17 protein-coding genes are annotated in these 19,823 nt (G+C 53.9%); 10 read left to right on the top strand and 7 right to left on the bottom strand.

The features are described 5' to 3' along the window. Nucleotides 1-67 precede the first annotated feature (67 nt). The 5 genes from J2T14_RS25130 to J2T14_RS25110 all read left to right on the top strand — a co-directional run bounded on the left by J2T14_RS25130 (nucleotide 68) and on the right by J2T14_RS25110 (nucleotide 4,467). Nucleotides 68-1,672 carry a plastocyanin/azurin family copper-binding protein gene (locus tag J2T14_RS25130; RefSeq protein WP_307475292.1) on the top strand — a complete coding sequence of 535 codons (1,605 nt, stop codon included), beginning with the start codon at nucleotides 68-70 and terminating at the stop codon, nucleotides 1,670-1,672. Between the two features lie 10 nt (nucleotides 1,673-1,682). Further along, a complete protein-coding gene (locus J2T14_RS25125) occupies nucleotides 1,683-2,309 on the top strand; it encodes a cupredoxin domain-containing protein (RefSeq protein WP_307475290.1) in 627 nt (208 codons plus the stop codon). 94 nt (nucleotides 2,310-2,403) lie between these two features. Beyond that, on the top strand, nucleotides 2,404-2,973 hold the full coding sequence (locus J2T14_RS25120; RefSeq protein WP_307475288.1) for an RNA polymerase sigma factor: 570 nt from the start codon (nucleotides 2,404-2,406) through the stop codon (nucleotides 2,971-2,973). Beyond that, on the top strand, nucleotides 2,974-3,714 hold the full coding sequence (locus J2T14_RS25115) for an anti-sigma factor (protein WP_307475286.1): 741 nt from the start codon (nucleotides 2,974-2,976) through the stop codon (nucleotides 3,712-3,714). A 165-nt stretch (nucleotides 3,715-3,879) separates the two neighbouring features. Further along, a complete protein-coding gene (locus J2T14_RS25110) occupies nucleotides 3,880-4,467 on the top strand; it encodes an LOG family protein (protein WP_307475284.1) in 588 nt (195 codons plus the stop codon). A gap of 250 nt (nucleotides 4,468-4,717) precedes the next feature. Here J2T14_RS25110 and J2T14_RS25105 read toward each other — a convergent pair whose 3' ends face one another. Next, nucleotides 4,718-5,659: an aldo/keto reductase gene (locus J2T14_RS25105; RefSeq protein WP_307475282.1), complete on the bottom strand. Its 942-nt coding sequence runs from the start codon at nucleotides 5,657-5,659 to the stop codon at nucleotides 4,718-4,720. A gap of 128 nt (nucleotides 5,660-5,787) precedes the next feature. Further along, nucleotides 5,788-6,165: a MerR family transcriptional regulator gene (locus J2T14_RS25100; RefSeq protein ID WP_307475280.1), complete on the bottom strand. Its 378-nt coding sequence runs from the start codon at nucleotides 6,163-6,165 to the stop codon at nucleotides 5,788-5,790. A gap of 173 nt (nucleotides 6,166-6,338) precedes the next feature. On the opposite strand from J2T14_RS25100, the gene J2T14_RS25095 reads away from it, so the two are divergent. Beyond that, nucleotides 6,339-7,937: a glycoside hydrolase family 28 protein gene (locus J2T14_RS25095; RefSeq protein WP_373458204.1), complete on the top strand. Its 1,599-nt coding sequence runs from the start codon at nucleotides 6,339-6,341 to the stop codon at nucleotides 7,935-7,937. Nucleotides 7,938-8,022: 85 nt separating this feature from the next. Here the strand turns inward: J2T14_RS25095 and J2T14_RS25090 are convergent, their stop codons facing one another. The 5 genes from J2T14_RS25090 to J2T14_RS25070 all read right to left on the bottom strand — a co-directional run bounded on the left by J2T14_RS25090 (nucleotide 8,023) and on the right by J2T14_RS25070 (nucleotide 14,613). After that, nucleotides 8,023-9,534, bottom strand: coding sequence for an ABC transporter substrate-binding protein (locus J2T14_RS25090; protein WP_307475276.1), 1,512 nt, complete (start codon nucleotides 9,532-9,534; stop codon nucleotides 8,023-8,025). Between the two features lie 115 nt (nucleotides 9,535-9,649). Beyond that, nucleotides 9,650-10,537, bottom strand: a complete 888-nt coding sequence (locus tag J2T14_RS25085; RefSeq protein ID WP_307475274.1) for a carbohydrate ABC transporter permease — start codon at nucleotides 10,535-10,537, stop codon at nucleotides 9,650-9,652. A 12-nt stretch (nucleotides 10,538-10,549) separates the two neighbouring features. Further along, a complete protein-coding gene (locus J2T14_RS25080; RefSeq protein WP_307475272.1) occupies nucleotides 10,550-11,506 on the bottom strand; it encodes an ABC transporter permease subunit in 957 nt (318 codons plus the stop codon). A 312-nt stretch (nucleotides 11,507-11,818) separates the two neighbouring features. Continuing rightward, entirely contained in the window at nucleotides 11,819-12,073 is a 255-nt protein-coding gene (locus tag J2T14_RS25075) for a hypothetical protein (protein ID WP_307475270.1), read from the bottom strand. Between the two features lie 287 nt (nucleotides 12,074-12,360). Then, nucleotides 12,361-14,613: an AraC family transcriptional regulator gene (locus J2T14_RS25070; RefSeq protein WP_307475268.1), complete on the bottom strand. Its 2,253-nt coding sequence runs from the start codon at nucleotides 14,611-14,613 to the stop codon at nucleotides 12,361-12,363. Between the two features lie 196 nt (nucleotides 14,614-14,809). On the opposite strand from J2T14_RS25070, the gene J2T14_RS25065 reads away from it, so the two are divergent. From J2T14_RS25065 to J2T14_RS25050, 4 genes are read left to right on the top strand one after another with little or no spacing between them, the layout of a single operon-like run. After that, the gene (locus J2T14_RS25065; protein ID WP_307475266.1) at nucleotides 14,810-16,381 is read left to right on the top strand and encodes a glycoside hydrolase family 43 protein; all 1,572 of its coding nucleotides are present in this window, start codon (nucleotides 14,810-14,812) and stop codon (nucleotides 16,379-16,381) included. Between the two features lie 46 nt (nucleotides 16,382-16,427). After that, complete coding sequence (locus J2T14_RS25060) at nucleotides 16,428-17,324, top strand: pectinesterase family protein (protein ID WP_307475264.1); 897 nt, start codon at nucleotides 16,428-16,430, stop codon at nucleotides 17,322-17,324. 38 nt (nucleotides 17,325-17,362) lie between these two features. Continuing rightward, nucleotides 17,363-18,412, top strand: a complete 1,050-nt coding sequence (locus J2T14_RS25055) for an alpha/beta hydrolase family protein (protein WP_307475262.1) — start codon at nucleotides 17,363-17,365, stop codon at nucleotides 18,410-18,412. After that, nucleotides 18,409-19,539, top strand: a complete 1,131-nt coding sequence (locus J2T14_RS25050) for a glycoside hydrolase family 88/105 protein (protein ID WP_307475260.1) — start codon at nucleotides 18,409-18,411, stop codon at nucleotides 19,537-19,539. Before J2T14_RS25055 ends, J2T14_RS25050 begins: the two co-directional genes overlap by 4 nt. Nucleotides 19,540-19,823 lie beyond the last annotated feature (284 nt).

Below are 19,823 nucleotides of genomic sequence, written 5' to 3'. Positions count from 1 at the left end.
CAATCGAACCGATCCTTCCTCCACAGCGTTATCTCTACATGTAGAGACCACAAAGGAGGAGTTATTCATGTTAACACGATTTAAAAAACTGTTTTTGATTACTGCCATGTGCACGACAGTCATTGTCGCTCCGCTTGGCACTGCGTCTGCAGAGGATTCGCCGTCTACGATCAAGTCGGATGCCGATACGGCAGCTGAGCTTGGGCTGCTTATCGGGGAAGGAAATGGCGTGAATGCTGCCTATTTGGGCAAATCGTCAACGCGTTTGCAAGCTGCTATCATCTCGCTCCGTCTTAATGGAAAACTGAATGAAGCGCTGGCCTTTACAGGAAACAACAATTTTTCCGACGCAGATCAGGTTGGCAAAGCCAATCAACCCGTTCTGGCCTACTTGAAGAGCAATCCGGAGCTGGGCTGGCAGGGAGCGGGCAACAACCGTTTTGATCCTAGCGCAGCAATCAGCTCTCAGCAATTTTACAAAGTGATATTAGAGAACCTCGGTTATAAAACCGGAGCAGACTTTACATACCAACAATCGGAAACCTACGCAGCTTCGCATGGTTTGAAAGAGATTGCCGGCATGTCGTCGCTGCAGAATACGCATCTGGCAACAGCACTTGTCGAGGCACTGTCTGCCCATACGAAGAATGGCAAGCCGTTCTTTGATACGCTGCAAGCAAGCGGAGTCATCGCTTCCGGATCTGCATGGCCTCAAGGCGAGCGAATCGGTATTGGGCAGGACGACAAGCTCGGCAAATATTTTACGGATAAAAACGGGCGTGCGCTCTATTTCTTCACGAAGGATGCGGAGGACGTTAATTCCTGTCAAGGAGATTGCTTGAAGAACTGGCCGATCTATTACGATGCCAATCTTCAAATACCGGCTTGGCTGAATAAAGCCGACTTCGCCGTTATTACCCGCACGGATGGCACCAAGCAGTTAACTTACAAAAATTGGCCGCTCTATTACTTTGTAAAGGATAGCAAACCTGGCGATGTAACCGGCGAGGGCGTAGGGGGAGTTTGGTTCGCTGCGAAGTCGGATTACGCGATTATGCTTGGTACCTCGAAGGAAGCGGGCAACTATTTGACTGACGATTATGGCAGAGCGCTTTACTATTTTGATAAGGATACATCCGGAAAAAGCGTTTGCGAAGGCAATTGCCTTGTCAATTGGCCTGCCTATTCAACATCAGGCGTTAGTGTTCCATCCACGATCAAAGGAAGCGATATCGGAACGATTACCCGCTCGGATGGAAGCAAGCAAGCTTCAATCAAAGGATTCCCGCTCTATTATTTCATAAATGACAAGGCACAGGGAGACTTGAACGGGCAGGGTGTCAATGATGTCTGGTATATCGTAGATCCAGCCAAATTTAATGGAACGACTGCATCGACAACGCCAGCCGAACCGACGATTAAGACGTACAACATTGACATCAAAGAGTACTCCTTCGGAACGGAAGCTCTTACTATTGAAGCAGGCTCCAAGGTTATCTTCACGAACTACGACGAGATGAAGCATAATGCGGTTGCTCTCGATGGCTCCTTCTCGACTCCTTTACTCGCTAAAGGCGAATCCTACACGGTAACGTTTGATAAACCGGGCACTTATAATTATTTATGCGAGCCGCACATGTCATTCATGACCGGTCAGATCATCGTAAAGTGAGCGTGAAGACATGCGAAAAATAACATACGGATGTTTGACGCTGGTCCTGCTTCTCCTCTTCTTATCGGGCTGCGGGGCCCAGGAGGAAAACAAGCATGCAGCCCACAATGAAATGGGAATGACAGATGCTCCCATAAACTCAGAAGCTGCTGCGTCCGCATCCCCTAGTCCAACCGATGTTGTCACCCTAGCGCCGGAGCCGGTTGAAACCGAAAAGCCGAAAGAGACGGAAAAGCCTGAAGCTACGCAGAAGCCGGCTGCAACGGAGAAAGCGACAGAAGCGACGCCCAAGGCTACTGCTTCTCAGCCTAAGCCTACGCCTGCAACGCCGGTCAAAACGGAGAAGCCGATCAAAGAGACCGAACAGCCTTCCGATGCGGTAACCGTTCATACGGTTGAGATTACGAACTTCGCCTTCACGCCGGAAAAACTCGAAATTTCGCAGGGCGATATCGTTACCTTTATCAATAAGGACGAGGTGAAACATTCCGCAACGGCCGACAATGGGCAATTCGATACGGAGTTGCTTGCCCAGGATGAAAGCATGGAGGTTACCTTCTCGGACGCGGGCGAGTTCGGCTACTATTGTATACCTCATCCTGGCATGAAAGGGACAATCGTCGTGAAAGAAAAGTAATCTCTCTTTTGCTAAAAGATTAGGAGCAGCCGTTTCAGGCTGCTCCTGTTTCTGGTAACATAAAAAAAACGAGCCTGTTGTGGAGGCGCAAACGATGCATAATCTGACCGATCATGAACTCATGCAGCTAATTAGAAAAGGCAAAAATAAAGCGCTGTCCGTTCTTTATGACCGGTATGGCGCTTTGGTGTATTCCTTCGCCATCAAGGCGGTTCGGGATGAGCCAACCGCGAGAGATATCTCGCAGGCGGTATTTATGCGTTTATGGACGACGGAGTCGGAATACAACCCCGAGAAGGGACGTTTTACAAGCTGGCTCCTTACCATTGCCCGCAATATAACGATGGATCATATTCGAAAACAAAGAAGAGACGCTTCCGGCCTTGTACAACTAACAGACCAGCGCTTTAACGAATTGCCTGACCAAACGGGCTTATCACCCGAGGAGCATGTGGAAAGGCATTCCTTAAGGGAACAAATTCAGCAGGCATGCAAGCATTTATCCCAATCGCAGAAAACGCTGATCGAGCATTTTTATTGGCAAGGCTATAGCTTAACGGAGCTGGCACAGCTGTATGATCAGCCGCTCGGAACGGTCAAAAACAGACTTCATCAAACGTTGAAAATACTGCGAAGGCATCTTGCCGCAAAGGGGGATCTCTAGATGAATGACGAAGCATACCGCGGCAATTGCGCAGTCATACTCGATTATCTATCGGGTGCTTGCTCCGAAGAGGAAAAGGAAGCATTCGAACGTCATTTGATTTCTTGCGATTCTTGCAAGCAAGAGCTCGCCGAATTGCAAATCGTATGGGAGGAACTTCCCTTGGACATGGAACGAATCGAGCCTCCGGAGGATTTGAAGGAGCAAATAATGGCTGCTGCCAAAGCAGCGCCTAAACGCCGTAAAGCACGGACTGACAGAAAGCTATGGAAAGCGGCAATTGCCGTAGCGGCGGCAGCGCTTATTTTTGTCAGCGGGTCGTTGTTGGATTATCCTTTCGTTAAAAATCAGGATACGCGGCTAGAGACCATTGAAAAAGCTTTAATGGCTCCGGCATCCGAAATTATGCAGATTTCGATGCTAAAGGCGGAATCCACGGAGAGCGAGCATGCGTATGGCGTCGCATGTATCGTAGACAATGGAAAGAGCAAGCAGTTTGTCGTCTATGTATTCGGAGCCCGGGAAACGAAAAACGAGGAAGCTTATCAGGTCTGGCTTTTGCGGGATGGCATAAGGTCGAGCGCGGGCACGTTCCGGGTTAACGATAAAGGGGTAGGGCTGCTCGTGATGGGAATAGAGTCCGAACAATTAACCTACGATAACATCGGAATAACTCTGGAGCCCGACGAGACGGGCGATCAGCCGCGCGGTACGAAAGCTTTCGGAACGGATGCCGCTTAGTAAAAGAACATAAGCCAAACTTTTTTTAACATAAATAAAGTTTAACAGCTATTCCAGAAAGCAAGCTGATATCAGGAATTCCATGTTAGTCTAGCGACTTGCGGATTCAGTGCGATGCAGATAAAATATGCAATAGCATTTGCGCAGGAGGGAGCAGCATACAGCATGAAACGAATTTGCGTATATTCCGGATCTAATCCGGGAAACCATGCCGATTATGAAAATTCCGCCATCGCTCTGGGCAGAGCAATGGCAGCCAAGCATATCGAGCTGGTCTATGGCGGCGGCAAGCTAGGCCTGATGGGGCGAATCGCCAACTCCGTATTGGAATCGGGGGGCAAGGCGATCGGCGTTATGCCGCGGGGACTATTTAGCGGCGAAGTGATGCATACCAAGCTAACGGAGTTCTACGAGGTTTCCAATATGCATGAACGCAAGGCGAAGATGTCGGAGCTGGCGGATGCGTACATCAGTATGCCGGGCGGGCTCGGGACGTTCGAAGAGCTGTTCGAGATGGCTAGCTGGGCGCAGCTTGGCATTCACAAGAAGCCTATCGGACTCCTCAATGTAAGAGGGTTCTACAATCCATTGGTTGAGCTCCTCAAGCATGCCGTACAGGAAGGGTTCATGAGAGAATCGAACCTCGAGCTGTTCGTAGTTGAGAGTGATCCCGAAGCGTTGCTGGAGCGACTTGCCGATTACCAACCGTCTGAGCAATCGTTCAAATGGAGCGAACTCAGTTCTAAACAGTAGAAATGAACTATCATAGTGCCACCATTGACAAAAGGCTGTCTCAAACTAACATGGCGTGGAACGTGCGAAGTGGCTATACTGGATCATTGCAGTAAAACTTTAGTCTGTTTCGCGCCATATCGAGAGCTATATTGGATATTCGCAACATAGACCTCTGTTTTGTACTCAAAATGCCATCAAACGTTCATACGCACAAAGGGGATGTCCCTAAGCCAGTGGCTTCTGGGACATCCCCTTGCTTTTGTTTGGCTTAACGAAAGATAGCGTCAATCGTTTTGAGATCGTCTTCCGATAATTGCACATCCAGCGTGCGCAGATTGTCTTCGATTTGCTCGGGGCGGGACGCGCCTGGAATGATGTGATCGACTCCCGGTTGCTGCAATAACCAAGCAAGCGCGATCTGGGCTGGCTCTTGACGCTTTTGTTGCGCAAACGCCTTGAGCTGCTTCACCCGTTCAAGGCTTTCCAGATAAGCCTCTCTTTGAAAGAGGGGATGGTTCATCCTTGCCGTATCGGTGAATACATCGTCTTTGTTATATCGGCCTGCAAGCAGACCGGAGGATAACGGGAAGATCGGGATGACCGAGATGCCATGCTGGAGGCAGTAGGGAATGATTTGTTCCTCGGCCTTCCGCGCAAGCAGCGAATATTCAGTCTGCAGGATATCGAGATGTCCATCGGCGTTAAACAGCTGCAATTGATTGAAGTCCAGATTGGATGCGCCAATCGCCCGGATTTTCCCTTCGCGTTTCAGCTCTGCCAAGGCGGCGGCAGCCTCGTCAAGCGGGGTATGACTATTCGGGAAATGAAGGAAAAAGATGTCGATATAATCGGTTCCCAGACGCTGAAGGCTGTCTTCAACGGCTTGGCGCAAGGCCGCGGGGCTATTGTCGACTTCCAGGCCGCCTTCCACGAATTGCGGATTGGAGGAGGCTTTGGTAGAAAGGACAACTTGCTCACGAATGCCTCTCTGTCGAAGCGCCTCGCCGATCAGCTCTTCCGATCTGCCTAGCCCATACAGATAGGCGGTGTCAATAAAGTCGATGCCATGGTTAAGCGCCGCATGAATAATTTTTTTTCCCATGTCCTCGGTAACCTTCGGATACATCATCGTGTTGCCGACTACGCCAGCGCCAAGTCCAATATGAAAGGCTTGCAGTCCCGTCTTGCCAATTGCCGTTTTTGTGTTCATGCGTGCAAAATCTCCTTTTCGGTTGTGTATTCACCTGCCGGTGGGCGGTTGAACACATTCTACAACCTGGTGTTAACACCAGGTCAAGATTATCGATTAAAGGAAGTATGCAGCAGGGCTAGATGCCATCAATTCGTACGGATGCCAACCTTGTGTCCCGATTGCAATTTGGTTTCAATCAAATCCCATATTTGTTGAAGCTGCTGCTGCTGATCTTTAATTTTCATCTGATAATTTTGCAATTGAAGGGATACCTCCGGGCTCATCGTCGTGTCTTCAGCATTTTGCAGCTTGAGAAATAGCTTGATTTCGTCCAGCGTCATGCCGATTTTTTTGAAGCATTTGATGCTGAGCAGCGTTTCCTTATCCGCTAAGCTGTATAGGCGATGACCGTTCGGCTTGCGTTCAACCGGCGGCAAAAGCCCGATTTTCTCATAGTAGCGAACGGCATCTTCGGTGATATCGCATATCTCCAACATTTGTTTCATCGTGAAGCCCTTAGTCATCTAGGCTCGCCCGCCTCTCTAAACTCCGTTTTATTCCAAGTATATGGGATCAGGACAAATGGATGCAATTCTGCGGCAAATAGACAAGTATCTTGGAAGTAAGCAGGAATGATGTTGTTCTATAATGAAGAGGCGATCACCGGAATCAAGAGCGGAGGATGGGATGAATGGTTATGAAATCGGAAAGTACGAATCATGCAAATTATAGTTGGACGATGCCGGAGGTTCTGCTGCCGGAAATACCCGATTATGAGGTGCGGTTAACCGACTTCGGCGCGGTGGGCGACGGGAGAACCGACAATACGGAAGCGTTCAGACAAGCGATCGAAGCATGCGTTAACGCCGGGGGAGGCCGAGTTGTTATTCCGCCGGGCATCTGGTCGACCGGCCCGATTAAGCTGGCGAGCCGGCTGGAATTGCATGCCGAGGCCGGGGCGGTCGTACGGTTCAGCAAAGTGTTCGGCGATTATCCGCTAATTGTATCCCAGTTCGAAGGGAGGCCGGCGATCCGCTGCCAGTCGCCGCTCGATGCCGAAGGCACGGAACATGTGGCGATTACGGGACAAGGCGTTTTCGATGGCGGAGGAGAAGCATGGCGTCCGGTCAAACGTTGGAAAATGACGGATAAGCAATGGGACCGTCTGCTGCGCTCCGGCGGCGTTGTCGATGAAGGAGAGGACATGTGGTGGCCGTCCGCGGCAGCAATGGGAGGATCAGCCCTTGTAAAGAGGCTGATCGACGAAGGGAAGCGGGAGCCGGCGGATTACTTGCCTTGCCGCGACTTCTTGCGCCCGAACCTGCTCAGCTTTCGGAGATGCAGCCGCGTCCTGCTGGACGGGCCTACTTTCCAAAACTCGGCGGCATGGAATCTGCATCCTTGGGCGTCCCAGCATGTGACGATCCGGAATGTAACGGTGCGCAATCCGTGGTTCGGGCAGAACGGCGACGGACTGGATATCGACTCTTGCCGTTATGTCGTCGTGGAAGACAGCACATTCGACGTGGGCGACGACGCGATCTGCCTGAAGTCGGGCAAGGACGAAGCGGGCCGAGCGCTTGGCTTGCCATCCGAATACATCCGGATTAAGGACTGTACCGTTTACCACGGACACGGGGGATTCGTGATTGGCAGTGAAATGTCCGGGGGCGTCCGCCATGTCCATGTCAGCGATTGTACGTTCATGGGTACCGATATCGGTCTTCGGTTCAAGAGCGCCCGAGGACGCGGAGGCGTCGTCGAGGATATCGTCATCGAACGTATCCGCATGACGGACATCGCGGGCGAGGCGATCTCCTTTCACCTCTTCTATGAAGGCGTCGAGGGCTCGGGATCGGCACGCGACGAATCGGTTCCGGTTACGGTCGGGACGCCGGTGTTCCGCTGCATTCATATCAAGGACGTCTATTGCGATGGAGCAGAGAAAGCGTTTCTCGTGAACGGCCTCGCGGAAATGCCTCTTGAAGGGGTGACGGTGCAACGCCTCGTCGCATCGAGCCGGCAAGGCGTCGTCTGTCACCACGTCAAGCGGCTCGTGCTTGAGGATGTTGCGCTTTATACGGAAGAAGGGCCGCTCGTGAAGCTGCACCAGAGCATCGACGTGGAGATTGTCCGTCTAGGCGGCGCCGGGAGAGCTTCCGGCGAAGCCATGTTGGCTGTATCGGGCAGCCTCACTGCGCAGATTGAATGCCGCGATCCGCGAACGGCCGTCACGCAGCGGTCGGTATCGGCAGCCGCAGACGCGGACGGCAATGCGGCGGTTCGCATCGGCTAGCGCTCGCGGACGCCTTGCGTGCAGAAATAAAAAAAAGGCGAAACAGAGCTTAGAGAAGCTGCTGTTTCGCCTTTTTGTTTATTTATTATTTTGCCGCGTACCATTCCGAGAATTGCTTCTGATACTCAGCGATATAGGCGTCGAAGCCTGCCGCCTTCAGCTTCTCGAGCGCTCTCGGGAAGTTTTCCTCGTAGTCTAGGAAACCGCTGGCGATCGGCGCCAGAAATTCGGAGAAGACGCCGTTGATTTTCGTTTCCTCGTTTTTGACCGGCGTATTGTCGAAGTTGAAGCCTGCGCCTTTGGAAATAATCGCTTCGTCGTCCCAAGCTTTGTATTGCGCGATGAAATCGTCGGGCACGGATTTGTCGAAGCGGATAAAGTTTTTGTTCATGAGCAGCCAGTCGGGAATGAGCGAATCCGTTGTATTCCGCGTCAGGCGGCCGTTCTCGTCAAGCGTGTAGTCTTTATCCAGGATGCCGTAGGCGAACAGATCGTACAGCTCCTGATTTTTTTGCAGCAGGTTGAAGAACATGACGTAACGTTCCGGATCGGCGGCATTCGCCGACACGAACCAAGCGGTGCTGTACGTGCCGCGGCTGATCTTAGGCAGATCCTTGCTCAGGAAATAGTTCGTCAGCTTGGCACCCGGAACCGCCTGCGAGATCGTCGCCGCCCCTTCGAACGGGCGCGCCGCGGTTCCCGCCCAGAACATCGCCTTGCCCGAATTCCAATCCGATTGCAGCTGAGGCGTATTGGTTGCGGCGTATTTCGGAATGATTCCCTTCTCGTACCAGCCCCTCATAAGCCCGGAGTAGGCTTTGAACTCCTCGCTTTCGAACCAGCTCATAATCTGATCGTTGTCCGCAGATTCGTCGATCGCCAGGAAATCGTTTTGCCAATACAAATTTTTGTCCGTGTATTCGTACATTAGCATCCTGCGGGCATCCGTGCTTGCGTAACCTATAAGCTCGGGGTGAGCGGCATGGACTTTATCGTAAAATTGCTCAAGCTCCGCCAGCGTCGATACGCTGTTCATGCCGACCTCCTCGAGCAAATCCTGGCGGACGAGCACGCTATAGAATTCGCCGGAGTTCGGCTTGTTGCCGACCGGAACGGCAAATTGCTTGCCGCCCAGCTGGAACGCTTTGAACGAGTTTTCGTCGACCGTCTTTATCATATCCTCGGCAGCGGTTCCCATGAATGGAGTCAGGTCGGCGTACAGCCCTTTGGCTACCGACTTGACCATGTAGTTCGTATCGGTATAGGTCGCGAAATCTTCGCCTGTCGACAGCATCAGATCGGTTTTGCCGCCGCCGTATTCGGTCCATGGAATGAATTGAAACTCGATATCCGCGTTGATTTCTTTTTTGACGATATCCTTGAATTCCGCTTTGGCCAGCTCCTTCATCCGCGGCGATTCCTCTCCGTAGAGAACGATCTTCAGCTTGGCCGGCTTAAGCCCGTTGCCAGCGCTTTCATTATTGCCGCCGGCAGTAGTTCTCTCCGGCGTTTCGCCAGACTCTCCGCCATTGCTGCAGGCCGTGATGAGAAGCAGCGTTGCGAGGAACAGACTTACCCATACTCGTTTTTTTAACATGCGTGAACCCTCCTGTATTGGTCTGTTTATTATTGTTCAATGGCATGAGGGAACGGCCTCGTTAATCGTTATAGGATGGTTCCATCATACCATGTACAACCGGTTCTATCATGAGCTAGCCTTTAACGGAGCCGACGATGATGCCCCGGACGAAATAACGTTGAAGGAACGGATATAAGACGGCGATCGGCAGAACGGTCAGACAGGTCATGGCCATCTTGGCCGTTTCGAGCGGCGGAGCGATGACGGCGCCGCCGATCTGCGCGCTGTTGCCGGATGCGAGATATTGAATGTTGGCCATCATGAAGTACATCATGTATTGAATCGTATACAGCTTCTCGTCCGAGATCAGCATCAGCGACAAGTAGAAGTCGTTCCAGAACTGAAGCGCATAGAACAGCGAGATGGTGACGAGCCCGACCTGGCCGAGCGGCAGCATGATCCGGAAGAAGATGCGGAAGTGGCCTGCGCCGTCGATTTGAGCGGATTCGATAATCTCATGCGGAATGCTTTTGAAATAGTTGGCTTGCAGGTACATGAGAAACACATTGAGCAGGTAAGGAACGAACAGCCCCGCGAGCGTATCGTCCAAGTGATAATATTTGGTGCTCAAAATATACCAAGGCAGCGTGCCCCCGCTGAACAGCATCGTGAAATACGCCAGGAAGGCGAAAAAATTACGGTAGCGGAAGCCTTTGACCGTGATGACGTACGCATAGGCGGTCGTAACGAGTACGGCGCATGCGGTGCCGAGCATCGTGACGACGACGGAGGTCAGATAAGCCTGGAAGATCTGATCCGCCTTCGAGTCGAACATGAATTTGTACGTGTCAAGGCTGAAGCCTCGGGGCAGGAAGGAGTAGCCTTCCGCCGCGAGCCTCGCTTCCGTCGAAAGCGAGCCGGAGACGGCGAGCACGAACGGCGCCAGACAGACGAGGGCGAATAGGCCGATGCAAAAGTAGAAAGTAACGATAAGCGTTCGATTTTCCTGATTAGTAGCCATAGCGCATGTCTCCTAAAATAGTTTGCTTTCTTTGTCGTACCACCCGGCCAGCTTGTTCGCGACCAAGACGAGCAGAAATCCGAATACGGATTGATACAGCGTAATCGCCGAAGCGAAGCCGAACTCCCCTGAACGAATCGCCGTTCGATACACGTACACGTCGATGATATCGGTCGTCGGCAGCAGCAGCGGATTGAGGAACGTAACGCCCATAATCATGCTGAGATCGCCCTTCAGCATGCCGCCGATACTGAGCAGGCTCAGCAATATAATGGAAGGAATGAGCAGCGGCAGCGTAATGCGCGTCATCAGTTGAATTCTGGAGGCGCCATCGATTCGGGCCGCTTCGTAATAAGCGGTGTCGATGCCTTGAAGGACCGCGTAATAAATGATCGCTCCGTAGCCGGCGCTCTTCCAGATATTCGCGGCGACGAGAATGACGACGAACATCCACGGATCGGAATACCAATCGACCGGCGCCATGCCGAACGTTCCGAACAGGCGGTTGATCAGCCCCTTATCGAAGTCCAAGAGGGAGAACAGAATGGCGCCGATGACGATCCAAGAAATGAAATAAGGGAAAAACATGACGCTTTGCGTGATTTTGATGAACGACTTGCTTCTCAGCTCGTTCAATATAACGGCGATCGCTACCGAGAAGATGGTGCCGGATAGCATATACAGCACGTTCAGCATGACCGTGTTGCGCGTAGCGCGAATGGCGCTGTCCATGCTGGAGAAGAAAAAATCGAAATTATCGAAGCCCGCCCACGGGCTGCCGAATATGCCGCCGTTGTAATTGTAGTTTTTGAACACGAGGATGAGGCCGCTCATAGGCAAGTAGGCGAACAAGATAAGTACGATAACTCCGGGCAGGGCAAGCAGCAGCAGCGGGCTGTCGTTGCGCAGCGATTGGAGCCGGCTCTTGCGGCCGGCAGGTCTGGGCCGCTGTAACGCTTCGTCTGACATCGTGATTCACTCCTTCAAGATCTCTGTAAAATGGAAGCCCGTCGTCGCTTGCGGTAACGAAGAGGCGGCTTGCTTACCTGAAAACAGCATATATCCGGCGGAAATGTAAGCGCCATCACAAAGAAATGAAATCGCTTAAATATGCCCGGTTCAAGCGGCTTCAAAAAAGTGAAAACGCTTAAATAAACTGATGTAGTGCGGTTTTTGGCGACTTTTACGGCGTGCGCGGACGTACCGAGGGCGAAACGGAATGGATAAACAAAAAAATCCCTCCAAGATTTCCTTGGAGGGATTTTTGGTTTGAGGAGAAGGTTAAGGCGTCGTTGAAGAACCGTCATCCGTCGCATCGTTTGAATCGTCGTTCATCGCGGGCTCATCGCCGGCAGGCGTATCCGCCATGGCGTTGTTTGCAGCTCCATTAGCGTTGTTTGTCGTTCCGTTAGCATCGCCGTCGTTCGTCCCATTGTCGTTACCGTTGCAAGCCGCCGCTGTAAATACGAGCATGGCGCTCATGGCGGATACAAGCATGAATTTGGTGAGTTTGTTGAGTTTGCGTTCGTTGTTCATCGGTATTCCCCTCTCGGCTAATGGTGGTGTTGCTTAAAGTGTTGTTAAACCACCTGCCGAAAATTGAAACAAAATACTCGATGAGAAATCTCTCATTTGATTTCTGGCGGCGGTAACGTGAGTATGCAGGCTGCTTCAAGATATGCTCTCGTTGCACATTATGGGTTCGGAAGCCGAATCTGTTGCAGAATATGCAACGAAGCGAAGCGAATATGAGCAGTGATGCCCCGCAGCCGCTCACAAAGCGCGTCCTAACATGGAGTGCTGCGCTTCTGCTCCGCTTTGCGTTAGCCGTTTTGCTGCAGGATATGGTTCAAGCGCCATTTGGAAGGCGTAACGCCGTAACGTTTTTTGAACAAGGTGGTGAAATAGGTGCTGCTGCCGTAACCCGACTTTTCGGCGATCTCCCGTATATCGAGCTCCAGCTCGGTCATAAGCAGGGTGCGCGCATGCTCCAGCCGGATGAAGTTGACGAAGTCAGGGAAGCTGCTGCCCGTCGCCTCGCTGATGAGGCGGCTCAGATACGGCGGACTGATCGCCAGCATATCGGCCAGACCGTTGAGCGACAGCGTCTGATCGCCGTAATGCTTGCGGATATAGGCCATCGCTTCGCTCGCCACGTTTCGGGTTTGCACCGTATTAAGCTCCTTCAGCTTCGCGCAGGCGTTCAAGCAGAGCTGCTCCAGCCAGCCGCGAAGCTCTTCATAGCTCGCGATGCGCCATATGCGCTGATAATGCTCCAGAAAGTCCGAATGCCGCTCGATTCCGTCCGTAAGGCTGGCATCGCCGATTTTATTCAGCTCCGATGCGAGTCTGGACAGGGCGATCGTCGCTTGCTCCGCCCGGTAGCTGCCCGCCGCGGACAGCAGCCGCTCGATTGCTTTGGGAATCAGCTCCAGCTCCTGGTTCCGGACGACTTGAAGCACAGCTTCGAGCGTAGGGTCCGGTATCGGACTGCCGTTCAAGTGAATCGTATCGTCCGTATAGATAACGGTTGCTTGATTTTGAAACTTCATATATTGCAGGCAACTGCTCGCTTCGTCGTACAGCTGCTTCAGCTGATCCGAATCGGTAGACAATGAGCTGATGCCGATCGCGCAGGTGATGCCCGGCCATGGCCGTATTCGGCTCTCAAGCTGCTCCCAACGTTCCCGGGACAGGCCGTAATCGCCGAAGCTGCCCGCCGTCGTCTCGCTGACGATGAGGACGGCCGACTCCGGATGCGGGAAAAACCCGCGGCAGGCAGCCATGTCGCCGAACAGCTCTTCGGTCAGCTTGGGCAGACGCTTGATCTTCTCCATCCATTCTTCGTCGTTCATGCCGTTCTCTGCGCCGGAGCGATCCACTTGCAGTACCGCCACGCCAAACGCGGCGTTGCCGGAAGAATCCTTGAGCGGAGGAAGCGCGGAGGGGAGATGCTCGCCGGACCGATAGGGCGAGGTGAGCCAGCGCAGCAGGGCGCTGTCCTCGTTCTCGCGCTTCAGCTCCCCGAACCGTCCGGCGATTCGCTCCAGCTCCCGGTTCGCCTCTTCGAAGCCTCCGCCATGCGCGAAGTCGCCGGACAGATTGCGGATGTTGCCGAACAAATGGCCGATCGGCTTATACATGCGATGCGAGACGAACGCGGCAACGGCCGAAGCGGCGGCGATCAGCGCCAGGCAAAGCCCGATCATCAGTTTCAAGGCGTTCGATATGTCGCGGATGCTGTCCTTGTAGGACGTCTCCGAAAGAAACCACAGTTCTCCCTGCTGCGCCTTGCGATACGTAATCAGCTTCTTGCTCCCGTTCCCGGACTTCCATATGAGCGTACCGACCTTTCTCTCTCCGTTTACGATCGGCCGCAGCATGTCCTGGTCGAAAGTTGTTCCGGGCGGCCCGTTCTGCATGAGGAGCAGGCCCTCCGCGTCCAGTACCGCATATCGCGTGCCGCCGTCATCGCTGCTTCGAAACACGTTTTCCTGAAGCTTCCGCAAATTGATCGTCATGGCGATCGCTCCGTTGTATTCGCTGCTGCCGAAGGCGCGGTCATTGAAGAAGGTCGTCATCAGCGTCTCTTTTGCACCGCTGTTCATTGTCGCCGTCCACACATACGGGGATTGCTTAATCTCGCTGTCCTTCACGCGCTCGAACAGCTCCTCCTTGGCCGATACGCTGAGCGGGTTGTTCTCGAACATGAGAACCGGGCCGTCCTGCCCCATGATGTAGGCGTTCTCCAGAAAGGCATTGACCGTAAGCGTGCCGCGCATTTGGCTGAGCGCGCTGTACAGCTGGTCGCTCCAGCTGCTGTCTCCGCTCTGCATCACCGTATTTATGTTCGGGTTGCGATAGAAGTCCATTGTATAGTTCTGTACCATTTCCATATACTTGGCGAAGACGGTTTCCGTATTTAGGAGAACGCTTTCATTTACTTGATTGACATTGTCGATCGTTTTTTCCCGGAACCAGAAGAACAAGGCGGTAGCCAGCACAAGCACCGAACAGATCGATATTAAGGTCAGACTCATAAAAAATCTGATTTTCAGCTGCCTTTCTCCCCTCATAGCCATCGCTCCTTTACGCTATTAACTATACACATATTTGCAAGGAAACGTAATGCTTGACCGCATATTCTATTTGTCCTAATAGCATGGATATATAAAAAACGAGAAAATAAGCAAGGATGTTTGAACATTATGATGTATTCTTGAACTATACTTGAATAGGCTTACATTTTATTCCGTGCAGGGAGGTAGAAGCATGCGCAAGTTTCAAAATCCGATTCTTTCGGGCTTTTATCCCGATCCATCCGCCATACGGGTCGGCGAAGACTATTATCTGGTAACGTCCAGCTTCGAGTTTTTTCCGGGAGTGCCGATTTTCCACAGTAAGGATCTTGTGAATTGGCGCCAGCTTGGCCATGTGCTCGACCGGCCGTCCCAGCTTAATCTGGACGGCATTCAACCTTCAAGAGGCATTTGGGCGCCTACGATTCGCTATCATAACGGCGTCTATTATATGATTACAACCTTCGTAGACAACGAGAAGGAGTGCCATAACTTCTTTGTCACGGCAACCGATCCGGCCGGCAGTTGGTCCGAACCGGTATGGCTGGAGGATGCGCCGGGCATCGATCCTTCGCTGCTGTTCGACGATGACGGCAAAGTGTATTACACCGGCAACCGGGTTCCGCCGGAAGGCCAACTGTATCCGAAGCATATGGACATCTGGCTTCAGGAGCTGGATGTGGCCAGCGGGAGGCTGATCGGTCCGAGAACGAGCATTTGGCAGGGAGCCCTCAAGGTCGCGCACGCCCAAGAAGGGCCGCATCTGTACAAAATCGGCAGCTGGTATTACTTGTTGATTGCCGAGGGAGGAACCGGCCATACCCATGCCATTACGATCGCGCGCAGCGAATCGCCTGCCGGTCCGTATGAGGGCTACAAAGGCAATCCGATTCTGACCCATCGTCATCTGGGGCGAAGCTATCCGATCGTCAACGTCGGTCATGGCGAGCTGATCGAGACGCAGAAGGGAGACTGGTGGATGCTCTGTCTTGCTTCCCGTCCGTATGGCGGCTACTACCGCAACTTGGGGCGCGAGACGTTCCTTGTTCCCGTTAGTTGGGAGCGCGAATGGCCGGTTGTTAGTCCGGGGAAAGGGATCGTGGAGCAGGAAGGGGAAGCGCCGGACTTGCCGGAGGCGGCATGGCCGCAGCTTCCGGCACGCGATGATTTCGATTCGCCGGAGCTGGCGCCGATCTGGAACTTTATCCGCACGCCGCGCGGCGATTACTGGAGCTTGAGCGATCGTCCCGGCTCGCTGCGGCTGACTTTGAAGCCGGCGTCCATCGCCGCTGTCGACAATCCTTCTTTCGTGGGAAGAAGACAGCAGCATATGAGCTTCCGGGCCGAGACGGCGCTATCCTTCGCGCCGCAGGAAGCAGGCGACGCGGCAGGTATCGTACTTTTGCAGAACGCCGACTTCCAGTTCCGTGTAGAATACGGAAGTTTCGACGGCGTTACGGAGATTCGGCTTACGCAGCGGAAGCACGGAGAAGAGAACGTGCTTGCCGCAAGCTCGTACAGCGGAGAAAACCTCGTGCTGCGGGCGGAGGCGCACGGCCAGCGTTACGGCTTCTACTGGCGCGGAGTCGAATCGGAGCAATGGCAGGCGCTTGCCGAGGAAGCCGACGGCACGATACTGAGCACCGATATGGCTGGCGGCTTCACCGGCGCATACATGGGCATGTACGCAGCCTGCGCCGACGCAGGCCGCACCCATTATGCAGAATTCGATTGGTTCAGCTATGAGCCGCTTGATCAGGAGTAGGGAGCGGTAAGCGAAATAGGTTCGCCTAAGAGAAAGGAGTGCAGCTATGCTGATTACCGTATCCGCCCGTGAAAAGGATAAGGCGCAATACAGCCGGTTACAGGAGGCCATCGACGCTATTCCGGAGGGGTTGGAAGAAGCCGTCACGATTCGTATCAAGCCGGGGCTCTACGAGGAGAAGGTGACGATTCCGGCATCCGCGCCGCCGATCCTGCTGCTCGGCGAGGATCGGGACGGAACGATACTGACCTGGTCGGATAACGCCCATACGCTGGGCGCGGACGGCGAGCCGCTCGGAACGTTCCGCACGGGCACGCTGAACGTGTTGGCCGAGTCGTTCACCGCGGAGAATATAACGATCCGCAACGCCTCCGGATCGGGGACGGGACAAGCGGTGGCCGCCTTCGTCGATGCCGGGAAGGCGGTATTCCGCCGCGTCAGGCTGCTGGGCGATCAGGACACCCTGTATACGGGCAAAGGCAAACAATATTATAACGAATGCTACATCGAAGGCGACGTCGATTATATATTCGGCGCGGCTACGGCGGTATTCGACAGATGCCGGCTGCATAACAAGCGTTCGAGAGGGTATATAACGGCTGCTTCTACGCCGCAAAACGAAGCGTTCGGATACGTGTTCCTCGATTGCGCCATTACGGGCGGCGAAGGGGTGCGGGACGTTTATTTGGGCAGGCCTTGGCGGCCATACGCCCATGTGGCATTCATCCGCACGTCCATCGACGAATCGATCACGGCGGAGGGTTGGCATAACTGGGGACAGCCGGATCGCGAGACGACGAGCCGCTACGAGGAGTTCGCCAGCACGGGAGCGGGAGCTGCAGCCGATGAACGCGTATCCTGGTCCCGCCAGCTGACGGCGGAAGAGGCGGCTCGCTATCGGATTATTCAAATTTTCGACGGCTGGCATCCCGAGGGGTACTAACCCGCGGAGCGGGAGGGAGAAAGGAGAGTGCGATGACGATGAGCATTGAACGCTATTTGAACTTCCTGACGGAGCAAGCCGCCAGGAACAGGACGGCAGGGGAAACGCCGGGCAGCGAGGAGAGAAGAACCAAGCTGGCGGAGGCTTTCAGCCGGCTGCTCGGCGAATTCCCGGCGAATATGGATGAGCTTAAGCCAAGGCTGCTTGAACGGCGCGAATGCGATGGCTATGTGTGCGAGCATTTGGAGATTGCGACGCTGGAAGGGCTGAGCATGACGATGTACGTGCTGGTGCCGAACCAACCGGCGGCGGCTCCGGCGCCTGCGGTCATCGCTCTGCACGGCCATGGCTACGGGAACCGGGAGATTGCCGGAATGGGGCCGGATGGCTCGGAGCGGGCAGGCGATCCCGGGCTCCATAAGGATTTTGCCGTCTCGCTGGTGCGGGAAGGGTACATCGTAGCCGCTCCGGAGCTGATCGGCTTCGGCGAACGGAGACTCGCGGAGGATAAGGAGGAAGGGCCGGGCAAAAACTCCTGCTTCCGGCTCGCTGCGCATCTGCTTATGACCGGGCGGACGCTTGCCGGCCTTCGCATCCGCGAAACGTCGCGCGTCATCGATTATTTGGAAAGCAGGGCCGGTGTGGACCCGAACCGGATCGCGATCATGGGCATCTCCGGCGGCGGGCTTGTCGCGGGCTTCACGGCGGCGCTTGATCACCGAATCCGCTGCGCGGTCGTCAGCGGTTATGCCAGCTTGTTCGAAGAAAGCATATTGGCTCGTAATCATTGCCTGGACAATTACATTCCGGGAATTCTGCTGGAAGCGGAGATGCCTGAGCTGCTCGGGCTGATCGCGCCTAGAGGACTGTTCCTGGAATCGGGGAATACGGACCGCGTGTTCCCGCGAGGGGCGGCAGTGAAGGCATTCGGCGAGTTGCAAAGCCTGTTTGCGGCGGCGGGAACGCCGGATGCGGTGTTATGCGATTTTTTCCATGGTGGACATGAAATAAATGGGGGTCCGGCTCTTGCATGGCTGAGAAGACAGTTGACGGAGCCAACCGCGGTCAAGGGAGGAGAGGCAGGATGACGACAGAACAGAAGCAGCTTCAACTAGAGGGCTGGTCTCGCAGGATAGCCGATACGATCATGGGCCAATGCCGGGAGGACGGCTTTCACGACTATCCGCTGGAGCGCTGGGCTTATGTGCCGGGCATGCTGCTGATGGCAATGGCGCGCGCGGGCAAGCAATTGAACGAGGAGCGTTATTATTCCTTTATGCATCGCCACATGAATCATTTCGTGGCCGAGGATGGTGCCATCGGCACCTATACGCTGGAGGAATACAATCTCGACCAAATCAATCAGGGCAAAAATTTGTTCATGCAGTATGCGCGCACCAGCGATAAGCGTTATGCCAAGGCGGCGCACACGCTGGCCGCTCAGCTTATGAGCCAGCCCCGCACCTCCGAGGGCGGCTTCTGGCATAAGAAAGTATATCCGTTCCAAATGTGGCTGGACGGTCTGTACATGGCATCGCCTTTCCTCGCGGAATACGGCAAAGTATTCGAGCGGCCCGAGCTGCTGGATGAGACTGCGCATCAACTGCTGCTTATCGAGCGCAGAACGCGCGACAAGCGCACCGGCTTGCTATATCACGGCTGGGATGAATCGGGAGAACAGGATTGGGCGGACTCGCTTACCGGATTGTCCCCGAACTTCTGGAGCCGGGCGATGGGCTGGTATGCAATGGCTCTGGTCGATTGCCTGGAGCACTTCCCGGTCACGCATCGGAAGCGCGGTACGATCATCGGCATCTTCGAGCGCATGTGCCATGCGCTCGTGCGCGTGCAGGAGCCGTCGAGCGGCTTATGGTATCAGGTGCTGGATCAAGGCGAGCGGAAGGGTAATTATTTGGAGGCGACCGGCTCGATCATGTTCGTCTATGCGATGGCGAAGGGCCTGCGTCTCGGCTATCTGAGCTCGGGTTTCCGCCCTGCAATGCTGAAGGGCTATGAAGGCATTATCGGCAGGTTGGTAACGGAGGACGAGCAAGGCGTGCATCTCCATCAAATATGCTGCGGAGCGGGGCTTAGCAAGGACCGCAACGGCTCGTTCGACTATTATATTTCCGAAGCGGTCGTCTCCGATCATTATATGGGCATAGGCCCGCTGCTGCTGGCGTCGCTTGAGGTGGAGCAATTGCTTAACGCCTAGCGGATGATTTGGATGCAAGCTGCCGAGAGCAACTGAGTTAACTGGAAAACCTCCCGTTAAAATAGCCTCGATACCTGATATGCGGGTAAATGCGAGCAATTAACGGGAGAAATTCCAGCTAAGAAGCATGACGCTACCCGTCATGCTTTTTTTTACGGGATATATTCCCGTTATTTTTTGCGCAATAGACTAGGCAAGCCGTTCCGCGGAGCGCTAAACTATTAACGAAGTCGATAATCGGGAGGCGTTTGATATGAAAACAAATCGATTACAAGGGCAAACTC

Source organism: Paenibacillus harenae (assembly GCF_030812415.1).
In the GTDB taxonomy this organism is placed as follows: Bacteria; Bacillota; Bacilli; order Paenibacillales; family Paenibacillaceae; genus Pristimantibacillus; species Pristimantibacillus harenae_A.
Note: the sequence above shows the minus strand (reverse complement) of the source record. Positions and strands in the feature narration are given on the sequence as shown.